This is a genomic window from Paraburkholderia phenazinium, assembly GCF_900100735.1.
GTDB lineage: Bacteria > Pseudomonadota > Gammaproteobacteria > Burkholderiales > Burkholderiaceae > Paraburkholderia > Paraburkholderia phenazinia.
The window spans coordinates 59242-77109 of the sequence record NZ_FNCJ01000018.1 but is presented as its reverse complement, the minus strand read 5'-3'; the positions used below and the strand labels follow the sequence as shown (position 1 = coordinate 77109).

The following is a 17868-nucleotide window of genomic DNA, read 5'->3' as shown; positions in this document are numbered from 1 at the left end:
CTTAACGACGAGACTGGCACGTGAAGGCTTATCGCCGGCTCAACACGCCGCTGGAGCTTGCTACGGCACTCCTCCTTAATGGTTGCGAAGTACTTCATTTCGACGTTCAACATATACGGTGATTGTTATGGGAATTCTGGATACGGTAGGTGAGATCGCAGGCGCAGTTGCAGCAGTGGAAGCAACTGAGAAGGTCGATCCGGATGCTGGGCTGTTGACGAAGGGCATCGCCGCAGTCGCCGGCTTCAAGGGCGCTGGCGCGCTGGAATCGCTCGTCGAGAAGAAAGAAGACGAAAGCAGCGAGCAAGCGTCGGATACGGACAACGCCGCACCGCAGGCCTGAGTTCGAGTTGTGGCCGGACCAGTCGCGCGAGTGGTTGGTCTGGTGTTGGTTTAGCAAGGTGGTTATCAAGCACGCTGTATCGCAAGTCAATCGTCGCATCCCTCCGCATACCGCATAGTTCGCGGTTGTCGTAATATCCCTTCCCACTCCCTACTCTCTGCATAGCCGCCAATGCGACGAGCTTCGTCTGAAGCGATGTTTGCACCTTCGGTTTACACTTCGAGTGCATCGCAGTCCGTCAGGAGATTCCATGTCGCTACTTGGCTTCAGTCATTACAACCTTCGCGCTAGCCGCGCCATGCTCGATACGTTGCGCGATTTCTATGTCGAGGTGGTCGGAATGCAATCCGGCTATCGACCGCCGTTTCAGAGCTTTGGCTACTGGCTTTATATCGGCGAACAAGCCGTACTGCACTTAAGCGAAGCGCGGCCGGACGAAACGCGTCCCGCACATGTGGTCAACACCTTCGATCACGTGGCGCTCTCGTGCAGCAACCTTGCCGCGTTTGAAGAACGTTTGCGTAAGTTCGAGGTTCGCTATACACACGACTATGTCCCGGTGACCGGGCAAGAACAGTTGTTCTTTTCGGACCCGGCAGGCAACGGGGTTGAGTTGAATTTTGCCAAGGGCGATGTCTGAAATGGCGGATACCTGGCAATATCAACTCAGGATCGCTGTTTCAGCGGAGCTCGCAGAACGCTTGCGCGGCGATCCCGCGGGTACTTCGTATGAGCCGCTGGGGGATCTGCTGCGCAGGCACAACGCGTCGTTGAAGTGCCAGTTCGACGCGTTCGCCGACTATGTGAGCGAGGCCGAGCGGCTCGTCCCCGGCGACTATCCGCTGTATCAGTGGACCAAAGATACGATCGAGAAGCCGGAGAAGAAGGCGCGCTATCTGCGCTCGTTCACGCTTCGGGTTGATGGCGAAGAGGTTTACAGCAAGGCGCTTGCCGACCCGCTGCACGCGGAACTCCTGGCGCTGGTCGGGGACACGGGAATCGAGAGCGTCGTCAAGTTCGATACCAACCCGGCGAATAACCCGCAGCCGCCGACGCGGTAACGTGGTATCGAAGACGCGGTGGGGGAGCAGGGCGGCAAGCTCGCGCGCTTCGTCGGGCCAGCACAAAGGCGAACATGGCTCGCAAGTTCGCTACGACTAGGGCGCTTCAGGCGCCTTTTTTGTTATCGTTGGCGAAGGGCGCCCGCAGACTGCCGGTCGAGTGTGCTCTCAACCCCACCCAGTCCGACGACCCGATGACCGAACCCTTCCCCCCACTCGACCTCCCGGCGACAGGCCGCCTGCAGTTACGCCCGCTCGACGTTGCCGACACGCAGCGAATATTCGAAATCTGGTCTGATCCGGAGGTGATGCGTTTCTACGACCTGGCGCCGCTGACGCGTATCGAACAGGCGGAGCAGGTAGTGACCACGCTCCTGCACGACACTGCAGAAAGAACGGGGATTCGCTGGGCAATCGTTGCTAAAGCCGACGCGCGCGTGATCGGCACCTGCGGGCTCAGGCTCAATTTTGCTTTCAGGTCGGCCAGTCTTGGCTTCGAACTGGAACGCCGATGCTGGCGCCAGGGCCTGATGCGCGAAGCGCTCGATGCCGCGCTCACCTACGCTTACGACCACCTGCGGATGAATCGCATCCAGGCGACGACGAACCTCGATAACGATGCGTCGGTTGGCCTGCTAAAGAGTCTCGGGTTCGTCGAAGAAGGCGTCATGCGGCAATGGGGCTACTGGAAGGACGCATTTCACGACGTGCGTCTGTTTGCCTTGCTCCAGGAAGATCGCGAGGCCTTGCTGGCCGTACGCAACACTCCGCACACCCCGCCGGCGGCCTGAAAGAGCGGCCCGCTCGATATTTCGAGCCGGACACAATATCCCCGCTCCTGAATCGTCTACCGATGTATGGAACCGCCACCGACCCCGGACCCGATGCTCGAACGAGACAGCGACCTCACTGCAACCATCTTGCGTGAGCGTAGCAAGCTTGGGCATTTCATCCGGCGCCGCGTGCGCGATCCGAGTGAAGCGGAGGACATCTTGCAGGATGTCCTTCACGAATTCGTGCAGGCCTACCGGCTCCCTGCGCCGATCGAACAGGTCAGCGCCTGGCTGTTCCGGGTGGCGCGTAATCGCATCATCGATGTGTTTCGCAAGAAACGTGAACTGCCGCTCGCTGAGGACGCCGTCGAATCCGACGACGACCCCGGCGAGTACCGGCTGGATCTCGCCTTGCCTTCATACGATGCCGGGCCGGAAGCGGTCTACGCGAGATCAGTGCTGCTTGATGCCCTGCAAGCCGCACTCGACGAATTGCCGGCCAACCAGCGCGAGGTTTTCATTGCGCACGAACTGGAAGGACGCAGCTTTAAGGAACTGGCCGCGGAGAGCGGGGTGAGCGTGAACACGCTGCTGGCACGCAAGCGTTATGCGGTGCTGCACCTGCGCGCCAGCCTGCAGACCGTATATGACGAACTGGATATTTAAAGGAGTTTCGATGAAATTCAGAATGAGATGCTTCGGCAAAGCGCTTCTGGTCCCGGTCGCAATTGCGCTGCTTGGATGGATCGTGATGGCACTATGGAACTGGGTGATTCCGGCGGTATTCGTTGGTGGCCGCTCGATTGATTATCTGCACGCGATTGGCTTGCTGGTGCTCAGCCGGATCCTGTTTGGCGGCTTTCGCGGCCGTGGCGGTTGGCACGGAGGCGGGCCCCGGCATTGGCGCCGTTGGGAGCGCATGACGCCGGAAGAACGCGAGAATTTCCTGAAGGGCGTCGCACCTCTTCGCGACAAACCGCAGGATGACAAGCCATGAAAACAGCCTCGACAGCCGCTGCCTGCAAGCAAGCGCCGGGCGTGATTGTGCCGGTGGTCAACCTCAAGCGTTGCGAAGGCAAGGGCGATTGTGCGGACGTGTGCCCCGAGAACGTGTTTGAGATTCGCAAGATCGACGCCGAAGACTACAATAGTTTAGGTATGTTGAATAAATTAAAGCTGCGTGTGCATGGCTTGAAGGTCGCGTACACGCCGAATGCCGATGCGTGCCGGTCTTGTGGGTTGTGCGTGACCGCATGTCCGGAACGCGCCATTACCTTGGCCCGCAGCATGCCAGTGTAGTCGCTGGCTCTAAAAACGTGACGCTCCGTGGGTCTACACATGGAGCCTCGATTTTATTTATCGTAGGCGCCTTTCCTAAAAAAACAACAAGGCGCTCAACATGACCCCTGCCGAAACGAACGTCCCTCCCTCGCTGCGCACTCGCGTGCGCCGCGTTGCTCATCGCGGTCAGTATGACCGCGTGACCCTGCACGCGCTACTCGATGAAGCCTACGTGTGTCACATCGCGTTTTCTGACGAGCACGGTGTGCACTGCATTCCCACCGCTTGCTGGCGCGAAGGCGACTACCTGTATATCCACGGTTCGAACGGCAGCCGCATGCTAAAGCTGGCGGCAAGCGGCGCACAGGTTTGCGTCACGGTCACACATCTCGATGGACTGGTGCTGGCGCGCTCGGCGTTCAATCACTCGATGAACTATCGCTCAGCCGTGATTTACGGCAGTTTCGAAGCGGTGTCCGATGACCATAAAGCCGCCGCGCTGGATGTCTTTCTGGAAGGCATCACGCCGGGGCGCTCACAGGAAGTGCGGGCAGGCAACGCTAAAGAACTGGCGGCAACGACGATGTTGCGTATTTCGCTTGCCGAGGCGGCCTGCAAGACTCGCACGGGTGGCCCGAAGGACGACGAGGAAGATATGGACCTGGCGGTATGGGCAGGCGTGCTGCCGATGGCGTTGTCGCCGCTTGCGCCCATCGTGGATGAAGCGGCGGCGGATATAGAAACGCCGGGGTATGTGCGGGAATGGCGGGATGGTAGCGCTGGTTGAGTTGTTCGCGTCGTGCTTGCAATCAGCCGGCGGTCTCCGTCCTGATTGCAAGCGAGCGGGCAGCGCTTAACTCGGGCACTAGCTCGCGCTCAATTCGGGTCTGCTCCTTCGGACTCGTCTGGCAATTGCTCTTCCCTGTCGACAAACGGCGCGCCCAGAAAGCCCGGATTCGTCCTCAATTCATAGAGGTGGAGAGCGGTGACGCCGCCGCTGAGCCCGTGGTAGCCGAGGCACGATATCGGGACTTGCCTGACCGCCCTTCCATACAGATCCAGGGCGGACGGCCGCATGAATTCCAGCACGCAGGGGTGTCCTTTGGTGTGCAACTGTGCGACATACCCGGTGACGCGTTCGATGCTGTCGGGAAGACGTGCGCGCCCCAGCGATATATTGATCATTGAGCACGCGGCCATGGCCAGCAGCGGTACGGCAAAACATGTCAGCGTCAGCGCCACCGGTAGTGCTGCCGCTGCCAGTGCGTGTTTTCGCAGGAAGGACGAACCTGCTAACCCGGCGATTGCCAGTAGTCCAAGTGCGGTCACCAGAACCGCCGGGAGTAGGTCGAACATGTTTATCAGACTGGCGCCACGGTTCAAAAACCCGGAACCCATCAGCGCCGCAAACCCAGCCGCGGCGAATAGCATGAACGGCAGCGAGACTTTGGCGATGCTGGCTTCGGCGTTGACTACTCCGCCGCTCTGCATTTCAAGACTTTGTGCCACACGAACGAGAGCCGTCTTGACCTGGTCCGCGTTCTCCGGGGAACCGCGCCGCGGAAATTCCGCGCGAATCTTTGAGCCGCCAAGAGAAACGTTGGTCGCGCCGCTCGTGAGCAACGTCTCTACGGCATTCCTCAGGGCACTGTCGCGCTTCAACGTTTCTAGCGTGGCGCCGTTGGTGCCATAGACGTCGACGTCGTAGGTAAATTGCTCCGGCATTTTGAGGCGCAATAACCTCGCGAGACTGTAAAAGAATCCGCTGTGCCTCGCGCGAGCGAAGCTTAACGCCCCCTTTACGTTACAGGCCGCGGTTCCTGTGGTGCGCCCTTTGTAGGTCTTCAGGGGCGCACTGTAGTTGCCGTCATTCGGTATTCTGGACATCGTCGATGCCACCGTTTTTTTTAGTTGTTCGGATAAGGGCGCATTCCATTGTTCAGGCCGCACAGGTCACAGCGTACCATGGGCGACTTATCGCTCAATCCCAACCAGCCAGTTCCGAATTCGCCGAAGGACGCCTATAGTGGAAGCGGAGTCGCCTGTGGGCGGATTTCCTTCTGAGGACGGTCATATATGACGGGGGCAAGATGACAACCGATTCGAGTTTCGCTAACAGTCCGCAGGACGAGGTGCGCGGGTCGCTGCTGACGCTAAGCAAATACCTCGAACGCTCGCTCGATGTGGGAAAGTCCGTCGTCATGATGCGCCGCGATAGGGAGGTCTTTTCCGTCTACGTGGGCGACCCGGCGGCCGAGGAGGAGGATCTGAAAAGTCTCGGGACCATCACGGCGACCGAGGCCAACGAGATACTTGAGTTGACTCAGGTGGGTGTCAACCGGATGACAGTCGGAGGCCAGACGTACCGGTTTTTTCGAAGCTTCACGAACATCGCCGATGTTGGCGCGGTGATATTCGCCCCAGCGTAGGTTGACACCGGTTGGTCGTACTTCACGCTACCGATTCTGAAACGCTGAGCACGCTCGCACAACCGGGCGATAGTTGATTCGACCAAAAATGTTCCAGTAAACAATAAAGATTACTGCCACATCGCAGATAGTATCCATGTATCAACCTCGGTTGGCGGGTCTCTGAAGCATTTTCGAGCTGTTTTGTGTTCACCTTGGCTGCGGAGTCTGTACTTATGCGAGTCGTCGTATTGGGCAGCGGTGTCGTCGGCGTGACGAGCGCGTTCTACCTCGCGCGTGCCGGCCATGAGGTGACCGTCATCGACCGCGAAGCAGGTCCTGCGCTTGAAACGAGCTTCGCAAACGCGGGGCAGATATCGCCTGGCTACGCAGCACCATGGGCAGCACCTGGCGTACCACTTAAGGCAGTAAAGTGGATGTTTCAGAAGCACGCGCCGCTCGCAATCAGGCCAGACGACGAAGACAAGCAGTTTCAGCTTCAATGGATGTGGCAGATGCTGCAGAACTGCACTGCCGAACGCTACGCTGTGAACAAGAATCGCATGGTCAGACTTGCGGAATACAGCCGCGATTGCCTGAAGGCTCTGCGAGCCGAGACAGGTATCGAATATGAGGGGCGTACGGGCGGCACTCTGCAAGTCTTTCGCACGCAGCAGCAATTCGATGGTGCGGCCAAGGATATCGCCGTACTTGAAGAGGCCCATGTTCCATACGAGTTACTGACCGGAGCAGAGCTCTCCCGGATCGAGCCCGCTCTCGCTGCTACTGCACATAAGTTGACGGGTGGATTACGCTTGCCCGGCGACGAGACCGGCGATTGTCAATTATTCACCACTCGGCTTGCGGCTTTGGCTGAGCAAGCTGGCGTCACGTTCCGCTACAACACTCAGGTCGATGGTCTCGTTGTCGAGGGCGGCAAGGTTACTGGTGTGCGGCATGGTGCCAAACTCATTCATGCCGATGCGTTCGTGGTGGCGTTTGGGTCATATTCGACGAACTTTCTTTCCGGAATCGTCAAGATTCCTGTCTATCCGCTCAAAGGTTACTCAATCACCGCGCCTATCATCGACGAGGCACGTGCGCCGGTTTCGACCGTCCTTGATGAAACTTACAAAATAGCGATTACAAGGTTCGATAAGCGCATTCGTGTCGGTGGAATGGCCGAAATCGTCGGCTTTGACAAGCGTCTGCGCGAGGCTCGCCGCGAGACGTTGGAAATGTGTGTGAACGACCTGTTCCCTGGTGGTGGCGACACATCGAATGCCACTTTCTGGACCGGACTGCGGCCCATGACCCCTGATGGCACGCCGATTGTTGGCATCACTGCGGTGCCCAATCTTTATCTCAACACAGGTCATGGCACGCTCGGCTGGACCATGTCATGTGGCTCGGCACAGCTTCTCGCGGATCTGGTATCCGGAAAGGAGCCTGCTATCCAGCACGATGATCTGAACGTTTTTCGCTACGCCAAGGAAGCTCCGGTTCCGGCCGACTTTGACCTCAATTAGGCACCGTGGTGCTGGTTCCGCTCGACATGTTTGTCGCACGGTACTGACTCACGAGCGAAGTCCTTGTGAAGGCGGGGGGGCTGCGGAGTGCCGCATGATGAACGCATACACGCTTCTTTTTCTCAAAGACCGCGATAACGGCGGCACTCCCCCTACTCAACCGTCACCGACTTAGCAAGATTGCGCGGCTTATCGATATCCGTCCCTCTTGCCAGCGCAGCATGAAAAGCCAGCAACTGCATCGGGATGGTATGCAGAATCGGCGAGAGCAAGCCGTAGTACTCAGTGAGACGAATGACTTCGATATCCGAACTAACCGCAATGCCACAGTCCATATCGGCGAACACATAGAGCTTGCCGCCGCGTGCGCTGACCTCATGCATATTCGACTTGAGCTTCTCGAGCAGACGGTCGTTAGGCGCCACTGCCACAACGGGCATCTGATCGCTGACAAGCGCCAGCGGACCGTGCTTCAATTCCCCGGCCGCATAAGCTTCCGCGTGAATATAAGAGATCTCCTTCATTTTCAGCGCGCCTTCCATTGCAACCGGGTAATGCATGCCACGCCCCAGGAACAGGATGTCTTGCCGCCGGGTCAACTGCTCGGCCCAAGCCATAATCTGCGGCTCCATCGCGAGTACCTTCGCCATGGCATCCGGCAGGTGTCGCAGCGCACGCAGATGTTGCTGCTCCTCCTGCTCGGAAAGACGTTTCCGGCATTGAGCAAGCGTGAGCGCGAGGAGAAACAGTGCGACGAGCTGCGTGGTGAAAGCCTTCGTCGACGCCACGCCGATTTCAATACCGGCGCGCGTGAAGAACGTCAAGGCGCATTCACGGGCAAGCGCACTGGTTGGCACGTTGCAGATGGCAAGCGTGTGATGCATGCCCGACTGCTGCGCGACATGCACGGCGCCGAGCACGTCCGCCGTTTCCCCGCTTTGTGAAACCGCAACCACGAGCGTATTCGGATTGGGCACACTATCGCGATACCGATACTCGCTAGCAATCTCGACGCTCACGGGTAACCCAGCGAGACCTTCGATCCAGTACTTGGCGGTGAGCGCCGCGTGATAGCTGCCGCCACACGCTAGCAACAGCACTGAATCGACGGTGTTCAGCACACGCCACGCATTGTCGCCGAACAGTTCAGGCATGATCGACGTGACATCCTGCAGCGTGTCCGCGACCGCACGCGGCTGCTCGAAGATTTCCTTCTGCATGTAATAGCGATAGAGGCCGAGATCGGCGGCTCCACTGTGCGCAGCCACGGTGTGCACGCGACGTTCCACACGCTGACCGGCCGCATCAACAATCCAGTAACGATGCAGTTGAAGATCGACTACATCGCCGTTTTCCAGGTAAGCGATTTGATCGGTGACGGTAGCGAGGGCAATGGCATCCGAGGCCAGGAAGTTCTCTCCGTCACCCACTCCGACCACGAGCGGCATGCCGTCCCGAGCGCCGACCAGGCGATGCGGTTCATCGCGGCACAGCACGGCGATCGCGTAGCTGCCGCGCAACTGGACGACCGCTTCTCGAACCGCCTCGAACAGATCGCCGTTGTACAAATGGTCGATCAGGTGGGCGATGACCTCGCTGTCGGTCTGGCTCGCAAAGGCGTAGCCGCGTTGCTTGAGCGTTGCGCGCAGCTCCTCGTGATTTTCGATGATGCCGTTGTGCGAGAGTGCAATGCGCGGCGTTTCTGCATTCGGCGAGAAGTGCGGGTGTGCATTGTCAGTAATGGGTCTGCCGTGCGTGGCCCAACGGGTGTGAGCGATGCCGGTGTAGCCGGACAGACCGCGCCGGGCGATCTCGTCCTGCAGGTTCGCCACACGCTCGACGCTGCGCGAGCGCAGCAACTGGCGATCGTGATAAAGCGCGACGCCGCATGAGTCATAGCCGCGATATTCGAGGCGTTTTAAGCCGTCGACCAGGTTCGGCAGGATGTTGCGCTGTGCGACCGCACCGACAATTCCACACATAACGTCTCTCCGTAGGTGTTCGTGGCAGGAATCAGTGGTGCGATGTTAGGGGTGGCCGTAAGAAATTAAATTGCAAAATTATAAAGAAAATGAAATTTGACGCCATCCACGGAACATGGTGAAATTTAATTTCACACTAGGCTGATATGGAGAGACGGTGAGCGGTATTTATCTGGATGATCTCGACCTGAGAATTCTCGGCGTCCTGCAAGCGGACGCGTCGGTGTCGAATCTCGAACTGGCGGCGCAAGTGCATGCGTCGCCGCCTACGTGTCTGCGGCGGGTGCGCCGTCTCAAGGACGTGGGGGTGATCCAGCGGCAGATCGCGATCATCGATCAGGCCAAAATCGGCCCCACGCTGATTGCGATCATCGAGGTCAGTCTCGACCGTCAGACGACCGAGGATTTCGCGGCCTTCGAAGCCTATATCTGCGCTGAACCTGCGGTAACGCAGTGCTATCGGGTCTCGCCCGGACCGGACTTCGTGGTCGTCGCCGATGTGAAGGACATGCCCGAATACGACGAACTCGCACGGCGGTTGTTCAAAGCTTCGTCCAACATTCGCAACGTCCGTACGTTCTTCTCGACGCATCGCGCCAAGTTCGAGGCGAATGCACCGGTGCGTGCTGTGATAGACAAAAGTCAGTAGCCGGGCGGATTAGCGGACGCACGCTGCCCTGAAGCCGTGACGCTCGGCATCCACGAAGCCGTCTCCGCAGCAGTCCCCGCAATCGAGCACTTCCGGACACGCGGGCGTTGGTCACCGCCCCCTAGAATTGCCGGCATGTCATCAACCAATCCACGCTCAACCCCCGACCGTCACAGCGAGCTGATCGCTCGTGCGCTCGCCTACGCCGAGACGCATCTGGACGGCCCCCTGACTGCCGAGATCCTTGCGGATCGGGCTGCCATGTCGCGGCACCACTTCCACCGTGTATTTCGTGCCTACATGGATTGCAGCGTGGCGGACTACGTCACCTGGTTGCGCTTGCGACGCGCGTTTGCGCTGTTGGTGAGCGGAGACGAGCCCGTTGCTGAGATTGCCGCGGCAGTCGGCTACGAGTCCGCCCAGGCACTGGCAAAAGCCATGCGACGGGACTTTGGAACGACCCCCACGGCAGTGCGCCAAGGTGGTGCGCCTGCTTTTGAAGATCTGCTGAACCCCGGCAGGGGAGCGGGTTTACGAAAAAACGCTAATGGAGCGATCAACATGCAAGTCACCCGTCTGACCCATTTGCCTGCGGGCATCGTCGCGCTGACCGCCACGGCGCGCGGCATGGTGGACAACACAATGATGCGCGCCGCGCAGCAAGCGTATGGCGAAGTGCTGCAGGAAGCCGATCGAGCCGGGCTTCGCGAGCACATCAAGAGCTATCTGTCGCTGGTGCCCGACGATCCCCGCGGCCCCGACGACCCGCACTGCCGTTTTATTGCCGGTCTCGTATTCGGCTATTCGCTGGCGACGTGCAGCGGAAACGTCGAGCAGCCTGCCGGTGTGAAGCTTTCGGGTTCGCTGGCGTGGCAAGCGGTTGCGAGTGGCCGCTATGCCGTCTTTACGCACGTTGGCCCCTACACCACGCTGCATCTCACGTGGAAGTCGATCTATCGCGACTGGCTTCCGGCATCCGGCGAGCGGCTTCGCGATGAGCCGCCGCTCGAGCTCAACCTGAGCAGAGCGGAGGCGACCCCGCCGGACCTGCTGCGCACGGAGATCTGGTTGCCGCTTGTCTAGCGGCTCCGCTCTTTCTGCGATCCGAATGGTCTGCGCGGCCCGCCAGCACCGGCCGATAACAACCGCTATGCTATCCGTTTCGCCCAAACGAGGACCGTCTCATGAAACAGCAACAAGGATCCATGATTAGCTTCAAGCGCCCCGATGGAAAGGACGTTGAAGGCTATCTCGCCAAGCCGCAGAACCCCGTGGGCGCACCCGCCATTGTCGTGATTCAGGAGTGGTGGGGTTTGAATGACCAGATTCGCGGCGTCGCCGACCGGCTCGCCCAGTCCGGCTATCTCGCGCTTGTGCCCGATCTCTACCGCGGCAAAATGACGGTCGAGCAGGAAGAAGCGCATCATCTGATGAGCGGGCTCGATTTTGGCGACGCTACCGCTCAGGATATTCGCGGCGCCGTGCAGTACCTGAAGCAACAGACGGACCGTGTCGCCGTGACCGGCTACTGCATGGGCGGTGCGCTGACGCTGCTGGCGCTCGGCCAGATTCCCGAACTGTCGGCCGGCGTCGTGTGGTACGGCTGCCCGCCGCTGGAGTACATTCAGGCAGACAAGATCAAGGTTCCGGTGCTCGCCCACTGGGCCAAGCAAGACGTCTTCTTTCCCCCTGCCGCCGTCGAGGCAGTCGAAGCCAAGCTGCGCGACGCGAAAGTCGAGCTCGAATCGCATCATTACCTTGCGCATCACGCCTTCGCTAACGAAACGGCAGTCGGACCCGGCCGTATCGAAGGCACCCAGTTCGATCCGGTCTGGTCGCAACTGGCCTGGGACCGCACGTTGACCTTCTTCGGCCGCACGATGTGGCCGCAACGTACTTAGTCTGAACTGACTCACGGGCGCTAGCGAGTCACCTGCGCCCCCGCCATCGCTCGCGGTATCGCACTTAAGGAGTGAATGATGCAGCTAGGCATGATTGGATTGGGGCGCATGGGCGCCGACATGGTACGGCGCTTGACCGCCGGTGGTCAGACCTGCGTGGTCTACGACGTCCAGCCGGCGGCGGTCGAGAAGCTCAAGCAGAGCGGTGTCGCGGGCGCCGCTTCGCCCGACGATCTGGTCAAGCAACTGGCCAAGCCACGGGCAGTGTGGTTGATGGTGCCGGCGGCCGTAGTCGATGCGACGCTCGCGCAACTGACACCCCTGCTCGAACCGGGCGACATCGTGATCGACGGCGGTAACTCGTTCTATCGCGACGACATCCGCCGCGGCAAGGAACTGGCCGGCAAGCAACTGCACTACGTGGACGTCGGAACGAGCGGTGGCGTGTTCGGCCGCGAGCGCGGTTACTGCCTGATGATCGGCGGCGAGGCGGCGGTGGTCGAGCGGCTCGGACCGATCTTTTCGACGCTGGCGCCGGGACCGGGGGCGGCTGTGCCGACGCCGGGGCGAGGCGCGGACGCGGGCACCGCCGATCACGGCTACCTGCATTGCGGTCCGCAAGGTGCTGGTCACTTCGTCAAGATGGTTCACAACGGCATCGAGTACGGAATCATGGCGGCTTACGCCGAGGGCATGAATATCCTCCACAATGCCAACGCAGGCAAAAAGACCCGCGAAATCGATGCCGAAACCTCGCCGATGCACGGCCCTGAGTACTACCAGTACGACCTTGATTTGCCTGAGATCGCCGAGGTCTGGCGCCGCGGCAGCGTGATCGGTTCGTGGCTGCTCGACCTGACCGCTGCGTCGCTGGTCGGCGATGCGGGCCTCCAACAGTACACAGGACGCGTATCGGACTCGGGCGAGGGGCGTTGGACGGTCGAGGCGGCCATCGACGAAGGGGTGCCCGCCCCAGTCTTGAGCGCGGCGCTCTTCGCACGCTTCAGTTCGCGTGGCGACGGGGATTTCGCCAACCGCGTGCTGTCGGCGATGCGGCACGATTTCGGCGGGCATATGGAAAAGGCCGCCGCCAAGATGGGCAAACCGCTGGATTGAAAGACCGGCGTGCGCCGCGAGGCCCGTTGGGCCTTTGCGGCGAATGCCGGGCCGCAGCAGGACGAGCGGGGTTGGCAGGATACAATCGGGCAGCGCCAAAATTGTCCCAAACCGACCTCATCGATCCATGCTCAATCCTACTCGGACCTACCTTCTGGGTCCGCTGCTGAAAGGCGTCTCACGTTCGTTCTACCTCACCCTGCGTATCCTGCCCGCCGGCATGCGCGACCCCATCGGCCTCGCGTATCTGCTCGCGCGTGCAGCCGATACGATCGCGGACACCTCGCTGATTCCCCCGGAGCAACGCCTGGAGTTGCTACTGTCGCTGCGCGCGCAGGTCAACGGCGTGCCCTATGAAGGCGCGTTCCTGCAGCGGATGTCCGGCGAGGTTGCGGGCCAGCAGATGCAGTCGGACGAGAAGGTACTGCTCGAGTCGCTCGGACCGGCGCTGGCGATCCTCGCCCAACTGAGCGACGCGGACCATGAGGCGGTCCGCGACATTGTCTCGACACTGACGGAAGGCATGGAGTTCGATCTCCGTACGTTTCCGGACGAGCGTTCCGGTCGGATCGTGGCGCTTCAGAATCTGGCTGAACTCGACCGCTATACCTATCTGGTGGCGGGCTGTGTGGGCGAGTTCTGGACGCGGATGACATACGCGCACATGCCGGGGACGCTCAAAGACGCCCCCGAAACCATGCTTGCTCGCGGGGTTCGTTTCGGCAAAGCGCTACAGATGACCAACGTTCTGCGCGACTGCAGCAAGGATTTGCGGATCGGCCGCTGCTACCTTCCCGTGGCGCTGCTGGAGCGCTTTGATCTGACGGCGCAAGACCTGCTGGTACCGGGGAATTCGTTGCGTGCGCAACCGCTGCTGTTCGAGCTGGTGCGGCTGAGCCTGGACCATTTCCGCGCAGCAGTCGAATACACGCTGGCGATTCCTCGCTTCTCGGTTCGCTTGCGGCTCGCCTGTTTGTGGCCGGTGCTCATTGGTCTCGAGACTTTGGTGCTGCTGGTGCATAACGAGGCATGGCTTGACCCGGCCAAGGTCTCGAAGATCCAGCGCAGCAAGGTGTACGAGGTGATGACGTACTCAACCGCGCTGGTGGCTTCGAATGCTTTGTTGCGCCGCCGGACCGAGCGGCTGATGGGGCAAATCGAAGCGCGCTTGAGAGGCTGAGCGCGCCGCGCGCTTGACGCTATACCAGCTCGCCGACCTGCTCCAGGATGTAGCCATAGCGATAGACGCTGCTCAGGATGTAACCATTGTCCGGCCGAAGATTGAGCTTCGAGCGGATCATGGAGGCGTGGCTATCGATGGTCCGCGATACGAGTGCGGCTTTCTGATTCCATACCACTTGCCGGATATGCGAAATGGAAACCGGCCGCGACATGTTCCTGAACAGCAGCAAGGAAAAGTCATACTGTTTTCTCGTCAAGCCAATAAAATTCCCGGCGAGAAAAACCCCCTGGCCGGACTGATCGAAACGGTACTCACCGAAGCTCTCCTCGGGGCCGCTTCTCGCAAGCGGCTGCGTGCGGCCCAGGATCGCGGCAACCTGGGCAATCAACCCCTCAGGCGTGGTCGGCAGACCTAGCACGTCGGCCGCCCCCGAAGTCGAGAGATAAAGCAGATCGGGCGCAACTTCCTGGTCGGAGCAGACCAGCACCGGCAAGCCGGTCGGCAGATTGATGCGAATTCGTGTGAGCATCGCGACCAGATTCATGTCCTCGGTCTTGCGGCCAAGTATGAGGAGGTCGAATGGGCACTTCAGCGCCGTCGAGTACAGCTCATGCTCAGACTGGATCAGGTGGCACTCGTGGTGACCTGCCTCCAGATGAAGTTTCAGAAATTCCGCCTCGGCTGCAAGGGCGGTCAGTATGGCGATTCTCATTTTTGCGTCCGTCAACGGAATGATTTTCTGCCGGTTCAGGCGTGGCTTCACGCCATGCGGCCTATGTGCCGTGCAGAGGCTGCGCGACATAGGTTCAACGCTTCGCCAGAGATTGGCGAAGGCGCTGCTCATATAGGCGACAAATGGGGGCGACAGTGCTTTAGCGCGATCGCCAGTGCTTGGCTGGATTGATCGGCCCGTCACGGGTGCAGACTGGGTGGTCCATCGTATACCTGCTCCTTCCGCGCAGATCATGGCGCCCCTATTCACGAGAGCGCTCGATCTTCAGGTTTACAATTCTTTCAGATAAACCGTCGACGTATGTTGTCGAACCATTTATCCACCTTCCCCAAACTGCATATCTTTATGTCCGTGAAATTATCACGCGTTAAAAAATTGTTTGTCGACTTTTGTGATTATTTGTCGAAAAATATCGAATGTAAAATCTAAAATCCATTGTGCATCGAAGGCATGCTGGGTGGGGCATTCAGCATAAGTCTCTGCTATTTGGCCATTGAAAATTAATTCGGATAGCGGAGCATCGCTCGCATAGCGGTCGATGCAATGCGTGGCTTAATCAAGGTGGATGCAACGATGGTTTCAGTGCTGCAAGAACCGGATTACCTGGCGAGCCGGGTCTCATCTCTGGCCGATGGCGCCAGAGACAAATGAACACGCCGCAAGGGCGCTGCTCCCACCACCCCCCCGCAAAAATCAGCTTGAACCGATCGTCTGCGCGCCTCGCGCGGTGGCATGATATCGGCCTTACGTCCCCCTCTATCTGCCTTTCCCGAACATGTCGAACCTGATCGTACATGGCGGTCTCCCGCTACGCGGGGAGATCGAACCATCTGCCAACAAAAACGCTGTCCTGCCGATTCTCTGCGCCACGCTGCTGACCAGTCAGCCGTTGCGTCTGATCGGCGTGCCTGAGATCACCGACGTCAAAAAGATCCTCGAAATCTTCCGCATGCTCGGCAGCGAAGTGTCGATGGATTTCAGCACCGGCGTTCTCGATCTGCACCATCACGCCACCACCTTCGATCCCGTGACGCACAAGTTGCCGGAGGAGATGCGCTCGTCGATCATGCTCGTGCCGCCGCTGCTGGCGCGTTTCGGCGTGGCGCGTCTGGAGAACGACGTGAAGGGTTGCACGCTCGGCGTGCGCGAGATCGATCCGCACGTCGAGGTGTTCGAGCGCTTCGGCGCGCGCGTGGCACGCACCGCCGACTCGCTGATTGTGCGCGCGGAAACGCAGATGAACGCGAATCACCACTGGCTGGACTATGCGTCGGTGACGACCACCGAGAACTTCGTGTTGTGTGCGGCGTCGGCCAACGGCACGTCCACGCTCGTCAACGCGGCATCCGAGCCGCACGTGCAGGAGTTTTGCCGTTTCCTCGCCATGCTGGGCGTCGCGATCGAGGGTATCGGCACGTCGCGTCTGAGCGTGTCGGGCGGTCACAAACTCGGTGGCGGCGAATTTCGCTTTAGTGAGGATTTCCACGAAATCGCCACCTTCCTCGCGTTGGGTGCGATCACGGGCGGCGACATCGTGGTGCGCAATACCGCCCCCGAACAGTTTCCGCTGATCGATCGGACCTTCGCGAAATTCGGTGTGGAGGTGGTGCATCGCGACGGCTGGTCGCGCGCGTTGCGTGACGGTCCGTTGCGCGTGCGCCGGCCGTTCACGCAGAACATCCTCACCAAGGTGGAAGCGGCGCCATGGCCGTATCTGCCGGTGGACCTGCTGCCCATCTTCATCGCCCTCGGCGTGAAGGCGGAAGGCAGCGCGATGTTCTGGAACAAGGTGTATGACGGCGCGATGGGTTGGTCGGTCGAGCTTTCCAAGTTCGGCGCGCACGTGTTCTTGTCCGACCCGCACCGGCTGATCACGTTCGGCGGCTTGCCGTTGAGTCCGGCACGGGTCGAAAGCCCCTACATCATCCGCGTGGCGATCGCGCTTCTGATGGTTGCAGCGAGTATCGAAGGGCGTTCTGAAATCATGAATGCACTGCCGATTCGCCGTGCGCATCCGCACTTCGTGGAGAACCTGCGTTCGGTTGGCGCGAACGTGGAGTGGACCAGCGGCGAATGACCGGATGCGCGGGCTGAGCGCGCCCTCCCGTCACTGCACCGCGTAGCCGCGGCCTTGCATGCAGACGCCGTAGGCGCGCCAGTAGCGCGTCATCGGCGGTTCGGGTGGCGGCATGGGCGGTGGCTTCACTTCGGCCGCGGTTTGCGGTTCGCTGGCGCCGCCCAACTCGGGTATGCCGTTCTTGTCGGTCTTCGGCATCGGTTCGCTGGCCTGTGCCATGGCCGCTGCTGCAGCGGCACTGGTCGGCATCGCGCCCGCCGGAGCCGCCCCCGTCATCGTCGCGCTGGCTGACGCTGCGCCGCTTGCGGGCAGCGGCGGCTGCGAAACCTGTGCTCCGCCAATCAGCGTTACGCCCGATGCGAACTTCGGCGGCATCGGCGACTGGGCCTGCTGGGTGATGTTGACCTTGGTCTGCTGGCTCGCCACGCCGTAGCAGGCGGCAGCATCGGCGCTTTGCTGCCACGCGCTCTGGCTGCGGACCGGATAGACCACGGGCTGCCATGCTGAGGCGGCGCTGGTCACGGCGAGCAGCGTCAGGCCCAAAGGGATGGTCATTTTCATCGCGGCGCCTCCTGCGGTCTTGCTGCAATCCGAGTCTGGCTCTACTGCCCGAAGGCCTGCTGCGACGTAAAGCCAACCCCCACCTTGCGGCTTGCGCTCGACCGGCAATAGATATCACTTGAGCGTAACACCGTGACCTGCCTGCGAGCGGCGCCAAATATCGGCTCTGTCGGCCATTCTGAAGCTTAATTGGGGCAGGTGGTCGGGCGATCTGGCGATCTGGTGCTTCTGCCCGGCGCGTCGGCCTGAGCAATGATGCCGGCGCTACTCG

At 60.3% G+C, this 17868-nt stretch carries 20 protein-coding genes; 16 read left to right on the top strand and 4 right to left on the bottom strand.

Annotated features, from left to right (window positions below):
• The first annotated feature begins 127 nt into the window (after nucleotides 1-127).
• The 8 genes from BLQ92_RS30450 to BLQ92_RS30415 all read left to right on the top strand — a co-directional run bounded on the left by BLQ92_RS30450 (nucleotide 128) and on the right by BLQ92_RS30415 (nucleotide 4245).
• Nucleotides 128-343 (top strand): hypothetical protein, encoded by a 216-nt coding sequence (locus tag BLQ92_RS30450; protein WP_090690911.1) that lies wholly within the window; start codon nucleotides 128-130, stop codon nucleotides 341-343.
• Between the two features lie 250 nt (nucleotides 344-593).
• A complete protein-coding gene (locus tag BLQ92_RS30445; protein WP_090690908.1) occupies nucleotides 594-983 on the top strand; it encodes a VOC family protein in 390 nt (129 codons plus the stop codon).
• Nucleotide 984: 1 nt separating this feature from the next.
• Nucleotides 985-1404 carry a hypothetical protein gene (locus BLQ92_RS30440; RefSeq protein ID WP_090690904.1) on the top strand — a complete coding sequence of 140 codons (420 nt, stop codon included), beginning with the start codon at nucleotides 985-987 and terminating at the stop codon, nucleotides 1402-1404.
• Nucleotides 1405-1478: 74 nt separating this feature from the next.
• Nucleotides 1479-2195 carry a GNAT family N-acetyltransferase gene (locus BLQ92_RS30435; RefSeq protein WP_090690901.1) on the top strand — a complete coding sequence of 239 codons (717 nt, stop codon included), beginning with the start codon at nucleotides 1479-1481 and terminating at the stop codon, nucleotides 2193-2195.
• Between the two features lie 66 nt (nucleotides 2196-2261).
• Nucleotides 2262-2843, top strand: a complete 582-nt coding sequence (locus tag BLQ92_RS30430; protein WP_090690897.1) for an RNA polymerase sigma factor — start codon at nucleotides 2262-2264, stop codon at nucleotides 2841-2843.
• 10 nt (nucleotides 2844-2853) lie between these two features.
• Complete coding sequence (locus BLQ92_RS30425) at nucleotides 2854-3174, top strand: hypothetical protein (RefSeq protein WP_090690891.1); 321 nt, start codon at nucleotides 2854-2856, stop codon at nucleotides 3172-3174.
• A complete protein-coding gene (locus tag BLQ92_RS30420; RefSeq protein ID WP_090690886.1) occupies nucleotides 3171-3476 on the top strand; it encodes a 4Fe-4S dicluster domain-containing protein in 306 nt (101 codons plus the stop codon). Before BLQ92_RS30425 ends, BLQ92_RS30420 begins: the two co-directional genes overlap by 4 nt.
• Before the next feature lie 100 nt (nucleotides 3477-3576).
• A complete protein-coding gene (locus BLQ92_RS30415) occupies nucleotides 3577-4245 on the top strand; it encodes a pyridoxamine 5'-phosphate oxidase family protein (protein WP_090690882.1) in 669 nt (222 codons plus the stop codon).
• An 89-nt stretch (nucleotides 4246-4334) separates the two neighbouring features.
• On the opposite strand, the gene BLQ92_RS30410 is transcribed toward BLQ92_RS30415, so the two are convergent.
• Nucleotides 4335-5408 carry a hypothetical protein gene (locus BLQ92_RS30410; protein ID WP_143016699.1) on the bottom strand — a complete coding sequence of 358 codons (1074 nt, stop codon included), beginning with the start codon at nucleotides 5406-5408 and terminating at the stop codon, nucleotides 4335-4337.
• A 140-nt stretch (nucleotides 5409-5548) separates the two neighbouring features.
• Between BLQ92_RS30410 and BLQ92_RS30405 the strand changes: the two genes are divergently transcribed.
• The gene (locus BLQ92_RS30405; protein WP_090690875.1) at nucleotides 5549-5887 is read left to right on the top strand and encodes a hypothetical protein; all 339 of its coding nucleotides are present in this window, start codon (nucleotides 5549-5551) and stop codon (nucleotides 5885-5887) included.
• A 215-nt stretch (nucleotides 5888-6102) separates the two neighbouring features.
• Complete coding sequence (locus tag BLQ92_RS30400) at nucleotides 6103-7395, top strand: D-amino acid dehydrogenase (RefSeq protein ID WP_090690872.1); 1293 nt, start codon at nucleotides 6103-6105, stop codon at nucleotides 7393-7395.
• Nucleotides 7396-7547: 152 nt separating this feature from the next.
• Here BLQ92_RS30400 and glmS read toward each other — a convergent pair whose 3' ends face one another.
• On the bottom strand, nucleotides 7548-9377 hold the full coding sequence (gene glmS, locus BLQ92_RS30395; protein WP_090690867.1) for a glutamine--fructose-6-phosphate transaminase (isomerizing): 1830 nt from the start codon (nucleotides 9375-9377) through the stop codon (nucleotides 7548-7550).
• Between the two features lie 157 nt (nucleotides 9378-9534).
• On the opposite strand from glmS, the gene BLQ92_RS30390 reads away from it, so the two are divergent.
• The 5 genes from BLQ92_RS30390 to BLQ92_RS30370 all read left to right on the top strand — a co-directional run bounded on the left by BLQ92_RS30390 (nucleotide 9535) and on the right by BLQ92_RS30370 (nucleotide 14223).
• Complete coding sequence (locus tag BLQ92_RS30390; protein WP_090690863.1) at nucleotides 9535-10026, top strand: Lrp/AsnC family transcriptional regulator; 492 nt, start codon at nucleotides 9535-9537, stop codon at nucleotides 10024-10026.
• Between the two features lie 36 nt (nucleotides 10027-10062).
• Nucleotides 10063-11109, top strand: coding sequence for an AraC family transcriptional regulator (locus BLQ92_RS30385; RefSeq protein ID WP_143016698.1), 1047 nt, complete (start codon nucleotides 10063-10065; stop codon nucleotides 11107-11109).
• A 101-nt stretch (nucleotides 11110-11210) separates the two neighbouring features.
• A complete protein-coding gene (locus BLQ92_RS30380) occupies nucleotides 11211-11927 on the top strand; it encodes a dienelactone hydrolase family protein (protein WP_090690855.1) in 717 nt (238 codons plus the stop codon).
• A gap of 78 nt (nucleotides 11928-12005) precedes the next feature.
• Nucleotides 12006-13043 (top strand): phosphogluconate dehydrogenase (NAD(+)-dependent, decarboxylating), encoded by a 1038-nt coding sequence (gnd, locus tag BLQ92_RS30375; RefSeq protein WP_090690851.1) that lies wholly within the window; start codon nucleotides 12006-12008, stop codon nucleotides 13041-13043.
• Nucleotides 13044-13170: 127 nt separating this feature from the next.
• Nucleotides 13171-14223, top strand: coding sequence for a phytoene/squalene synthase family protein (locus tag BLQ92_RS30370; protein ID WP_090690846.1), 1053 nt, complete (start codon nucleotides 13171-13173; stop codon nucleotides 14221-14223).
• A 19-nt stretch (nucleotides 14224-14242) separates the two neighbouring features.
• On the opposite strand, the gene BLQ92_RS30365 is transcribed toward BLQ92_RS30370, so the two are convergent.
• Nucleotides 14243-15070, bottom strand: coding sequence for a response regulator transcription factor (locus BLQ92_RS30365; RefSeq protein WP_175772157.1), 828 nt, complete (start codon nucleotides 15068-15070; stop codon nucleotides 14243-14245).
• Nucleotides 15071-15734: 664 nt separating this feature from the next.
• On the opposite strand from BLQ92_RS30365, the gene BLQ92_RS30360 reads away from it, so the two are divergent.
• Complete coding sequence (locus tag BLQ92_RS30360; RefSeq protein WP_090690839.1) at nucleotides 15735-17036, top strand: UDP-N-acetylglucosamine 1-carboxyvinyltransferase; 1302 nt, start codon at nucleotides 15735-15737, stop codon at nucleotides 17034-17036.
• 30 nt (nucleotides 17037-17066) lie between these two features.
• Here BLQ92_RS30360 and BLQ92_RS30355 read toward each other — a convergent pair whose 3' ends face one another.
• The gene (locus BLQ92_RS30355) at nucleotides 17067-17597 is read right to left on the bottom strand and encodes a hypothetical protein (RefSeq protein ID WP_090690833.1); all 531 of its coding nucleotides are present in this window, start codon (nucleotides 17595-17597) and stop codon (nucleotides 17067-17069) included.
• Between the last annotated feature and the right edge of the window lie 271 nt (nucleotides 17598-17868).

Bases quoted from the DNA above. Each gene is read 5' to 3' on its own strand.
- BLQ92_RS30450 (WP_090690911.1), top strand. From the start codon at position 128: ATGGGAATTCTGGATACGGTAGGTGAGATCGCAGGCGCAGTTGCAGCA.
- BLQ92_RS30445 (WP_090690908.1), top strand. From the start codon at position 594: ATGTCGCTACTTGGCTTCAGTCATTACAACCTTCGCGCTAGCCGCGCC.
- BLQ92_RS30440 (WP_090690904.1), top strand. From the start codon at position 985: ATGGCGGATACCTGGCAATATCAACTCAGGATCGCTGTTTCAGCGGAG.
- BLQ92_RS30435 (WP_090690901.1), top strand. From the start codon at position 1,479: ATGGCTCGCAAGTTCGCTACGACTAGGGCGCTTCAGGCGCCTTTTTTG.
- BLQ92_RS30430 (WP_090690897.1), top strand. From the start codon at position 2,262: ATGGAACCGCCACCGACCCCGGACCCGATGCTCGAACGAGACAGCGAC.
- BLQ92_RS30425 (WP_090690891.1), top strand. From the start codon at position 2,854: ATGAAATTCAGAATGAGATGCTTCGGCAAAGCGCTTCTGGTCCCGGTC.
- BLQ92_RS30420 (WP_090690886.1), top strand. From the start codon at position 3,171: ATGAAAACAGCCTCGACAGCCGCTGCCTGCAAGCAAGCGCCGGGCGTG.
- BLQ92_RS30415 (WP_090690882.1), top strand. From the start codon at position 3,577: ATGACCCCTGCCGAAACGAACGTCCCTCCCTCGCTGCGCACTCGCGTG.
- BLQ92_RS30405 (WP_090690875.1), top strand. From the start codon at position 5,549: ATGACAACCGATTCGAGTTTCGCTAACAGTCCGCAGGACGAGGTGCGC.
- BLQ92_RS30400 (WP_090690872.1), top strand. From the start codon at position 6,103: ATGCGAGTCGTCGTATTGGGCAGCGGTGTCGTCGGCGTGACGAGCGCG.
- glmS (WP_090690867.1), bottom strand. From the start codon at position 9,377: ATGTGTGGAATTGTCGGTGCGGTCGCACAGCGCAACATCCTGCCGAAC.
- BLQ92_RS30380 (WP_090690855.1), top strand. From the start codon at position 11,211: ATGAAACAGCAACAAGGATCCATGATTAGCTTCAAGCGCCCCGATGGA.
- gnd (WP_090690851.1), top strand. From the start codon at position 12,006: ATGCAGCTAGGCATGATTGGATTGGGGCGCATGGGCGCCGACATGGTA.
- BLQ92_RS30370 (WP_090690846.1), top strand. From the start codon at position 13,171: ATGCTCAATCCTACTCGGACCTACCTTCTGGGTCCGCTGCTGAAAGGC.
- BLQ92_RS30365 (WP_175772157.1), bottom strand. From the start codon at position 15,070: ATGAGCAGCGCCTTCGCCAATCTCTGGCGAAGCGTTGAACCTATGTCG.
- BLQ92_RS30360 (WP_090690839.1), top strand. From the start codon at position 15,735: ATGTCGAACCTGATCGTACATGGCGGTCTCCCGCTACGCGGGGAGATC.
- BLQ92_RS30355 (WP_090690833.1), bottom strand. From the start codon at position 17,597: ATGAAAATGACCATCCCTTTGGGCCTGACGCTGCTCGCCGTGACCAGC.